Annotated in this window: 2 protein-coding genes; both read left to right on the top strand. The window is 65.7% G+C overall.

What is annotated here, in order from left to right:
• On the top strand, positions 1-2025 hold a 2025-nt coding region (gene eccCa, locus QOD90_RS25530; protein ID WP_526354334.1), incomplete at its 5' end, for a type VII secretion protein EccCa.
• Complete coding sequence (eccCb, locus tag QOD90_RS25525) at positions 2022-3800, top strand: type VII secretion protein EccCb (RefSeq protein ID WP_526354332.1); 1779 nt, start codon at positions 2022-2024, stop codon at positions 3798-3800. The genes eccCa and eccCb, both read left to right, overlap by 4 nt.
• The last annotated feature ends 155 nt before the right edge of the window (positions 3801-3955 follow it).

The following is a 3955-nucleotide window of genomic DNA, read 5'->3' as shown; positions in this document are numbered from 1 at the left end:
TACATGCTGATGATGCCGCTGATGATGGTGATGGGAACGGTCGGCTTCATGGCGGGCGGTGGGGCCGGCGGCAAGAAGGTCCCCGAGATCAATGCCGACCGCAAGGAGTATCTGCGGTACCTCGCGGGTCTGCGGACGCGCGTGACGGCGTCTGCGGGCGCCCAAGTCGCGTTCTTCAACTATCACGCACCGCATCCCGACGATCTCCTGTCCGTCATCGGCACCAATCGTCAGTGGTCGCGGACGTCGAATGCCGACTTCTACGCGGCCACCCGCATCGGCACCGGGAGCGAGGCGGCCGTCGACCGGCTCCTGAAGCCCAATGTCGGTGGCGAGCTCGCAGGCCCTCAGGCAGCGCCGCAGCCGCACCTCGAACCGGTCAGCCACATGTGGGTGACCAAGTTCCTGCGTACCCATGGTCTCATTCACGACTGCCCGAAACTCGTTCAGCTACGGACGTTTCCGACGATCGCCATCGGTGGCGACGCGGCGGGGGCCGCGGGGCTGCTCAGGGCGATGCTGTGTCACCTGGCAGTATTTCACCCGCCGGACCTGCTGCAGATTCGCGTGCTGACCGACAATCCCGAGGACCCGGACTGGGCTTGGCTGAAGTGGTTGCCGCACACCCAGCACCAGACCGACACCGACGCGGCGGGGTCGACGCGGCTGGTGTTCACCCGAACCGACGGACTGTCGGACCTGACTGCCCGCGGGCCACATACCGCGGACTCCGCCCCCAGCGGGCCCTACATCGTGGTCGTCGACCTGACGGGCGGCAGGGCTGGCTTCCCGGTCGACGGGCGTGCCGGAGTCACGGTGATCACGCTCGGCAACCACCGGTCGGCCTACCGGATCAGGGTCGATCAGGACGGCACGGCCGACGACCGGCTGCCCAACCTCAACTTCCGGCTCGTCACGAGTGACTCCGACCGGATGACGCCAGGGCAGGCCGGCCGCATCGCGCGCAAGCTCGCCGGCTGGTCGATCACCGGGACGATCATCGACAAGACCACCAGGGTGCAGAAGAAGGTCGCGACCGAGTGGCATCAGCTCGTCGGCGCCCAGACCGTCGAAGAGGTCACGCCGAGTAGGTGGCGGATGTTCACCGACCTCGACCGCGATCGACTGCGGATCCCGTTCGGTCACGAGCTGAAGACCGGCGACATCCAGTACCTCGACATCAAGGAGGGTGCCGAGTTTGGTGCGGGACCGCACGGGATGCTGATCGGCACCACCGGCTCCGGAAAGTCGGAATTCCTTCGTACGCTGATTCTTTCGCTCGCCGCGACGCACCACCCCGATCAGGTCAACCTCTTGCTGACCGACTTCAAGGGCGGCTCGACGTTCCTCGGCATGGAGAAGTTGCCGCACACCGCCGCCGTCGTCACGAACATGGAGGAGGAGGCCGAGCTCGTCTCCCGCATGGGCGAGGTCCTCTCCGGCGAGCTGGACCGCCGTCAGTCGATCCTGCGCCAGGCGGGCATCCAGGTCGGTGCGGCGGGCGCGCTGTCCGGTGTCGCGGAGTACGAGAAGCATCGCGAACGCGGAGCCGACCTCCCCCCGCTGCCCACGCTGTTCGTGGTGGTCGACGAGTTCGCCGAACTGCTGCAGAATCACCCCGACTTCATCCAGCTGTTCGACCGGATCTGTCGCGTCGGGCGGTCGCTGCGGGTCCACCTGCTGCTCGCGACGCAGTCGTTGAACACCGGTGGCGTCCGGATCGACAAGCTGGAGCCGAACCTCACCTACCGCATCGCACTTCGTACGACGAGCTCCGCCGAGTCCAAGGCAGTCATCGGAACGCCTGAGGCGCAATACATCACGAACAAGGAGAGCGGCGTGGGCTTCCTGCGGGTCGGCATGGAGGACCCGGTCAAGTTCCACAGCGTCTTCACCGGCACGAACTACGTTCCCACCGCCTTGGACGCGGGCAACGGGGATCACACGCCGAGACACGCCGCGCAGAGTCCGTTGCGGATTCGCTCGTTCACCGCGGCACCGATCGCGGAGGTGGTGACGTCATGAGCGTCGAACCGGAACAGCGGGTGTTGCGCGAGGTCGTCCTCGGCCAGTTGGGCACTGGCGAGATGCGCGCGTACCGAATGTGGTTGCCGCCGTTGACTGATCCGACGCCCGTCAACGAGCTCATCGCGCGCGATCGGCGGGAGCCGTTGCGCTTCGGGCTTGGCATCATGGACGAACCGAGGCGCCACCGCCAAGAGGTGTGGGGTATCGACGTCTCGACGGCGGGCGGCAACATCGCGATCGGCGGTGCGCCGCAGACCGGCAAGTCGATGTTCCTGCAGACGCTGGTGTTGTCGGCGTCTGCCACCCACACGCCGCGTGACATCCAGTTCTACTGCGTCGACATGGGCGGCGGTGGCCTGATGTACCTGGAGGACCTGCCGCACGTCGGCGGTGTTGCCACGCGGTCTGAGCCCGACCGGGTCAACCGGGTGGTTGCCGAGATGAAAGCCGTTCTGCGCCAACGGGAGGCGACGTTCAAGCAGTATCGGGTGGGCTCGATCGCCGCGTACCGGCAGATGCGTGAGGATCCCGCCCATCCCGCGTCTGCGGATCCCTTCGGTGACGTGTTCCTGATCATCGACGGCTGGCCCGCATTCGTCTCGGAGTTCCCCGACCTCGAACCCGTGGTGCAGGACCTCGCGGGCCAGGGGTTGGCCTACGGCGTCCACACGATCATCTCGACGCCACGGTGGACGGAGCTCAAGTCACGTGTCCGCGACTATCTGGGCACCAAGGTCGAGTTTCGCCTTGGCGACGTGAACGAGACCCAGGTCGACCGCATGACCCGTGACATTCCCGCCAACCGCCCCGGTCGTGCCATCTCGATGGAGAAGCACCACCTGATGATGGGCGTGCCCCGTCTGGACGGCGTCCACAGCGCGGACAACATCGTCGAGGCGATCTCGGCAGCCGTCGAGCACATCGCGTCACTGCACACCGATCAGGCGCCGCAGGTGCGGGTGCTGCCCGAACGGGTGTACCTGCACGAGCTGGATCCGAACCCTCCGGGACCCGAGTCCGACTACCGCACGCGATGGACCGTCCCCATCGGTGTGCGCGAATCGGACCTGTCGGTCGCCTATACGCCGATGCACACGTCGCCGCATCTGCTGATCTTTGGGGCGCCGAAGTCGGGCAAGACGCGCATCGCGCACGCGGTGGCGTCGGCCATCTGTGCGCGAAACGATCCATCAGAGGTCCGGTTCATGCTCGCCGACTACCGGTCGGGCCTGCTGGACGCGGTGCCGCAGAGCCATCTTTTGGCCGCGGGCGCGGTCAATCGCAACAACTCAAACCTTGAGGAGTCGATCAAGGCGCTGGCGATCAACCTGAAGAAGCGGTTGCCAACGCCCGAGTTGACCACCGCTCAGCTACGGTCGCGGTCTTGGTGGAGTGGTCCCGACATCGTGTTGCTCGTCGACGACTGGCACATGATCGTCGCGGCCAGCGGGATGATCTCGCCGATGGCACCACTTGCGCCGCTGTTGCCTGCAGCGGCGGACATCGGGCTGCACATCATCGTGGCGTGCCAGATGAGCCAGGCCCACCGCGCGACCATGGACAAATTCGTCGGCGCCGCGTTCGGCGCGGGGTCGCCAACGATCTTCCTGTCCGGCGAGAAGGCGGAGTTCCCAACGAGCGAGTTCAAGCTCAAGCGCAGGCCGCCTGGCCAGGCGCTTCTCGTGTCTCCGGACGGCAAGGAAGTCATCCAAGCGGCGTACGTAGACCCCCCCGAAGAAGAAGTGTTCGCACCACCTATGGCGGGCCGGTAATATTCACTGCATAGGTTCAGCAACACCGCTGGCAACTAGCCAGCATAGGGATCTGGGGTTCGATTCCACGGGGAGCAAGTTACCGCTCCGCTCGGGCCATTGGTCCGATATGCAGTGATTTCGAAAGATGTTAGGGAGTAATGGCAATGCAACCA

It is taken from the genome of Mycobacterium sp., assembly GCF_032161845.1.
GTDB lineage: Bacteria > Actinomycetota > Actinomycetes > Mycobacteriales > Mycobacteriaceae > Mycobacterium.
This window is presented reverse-complemented; position numbering and strand designations above follow the sequence as displayed.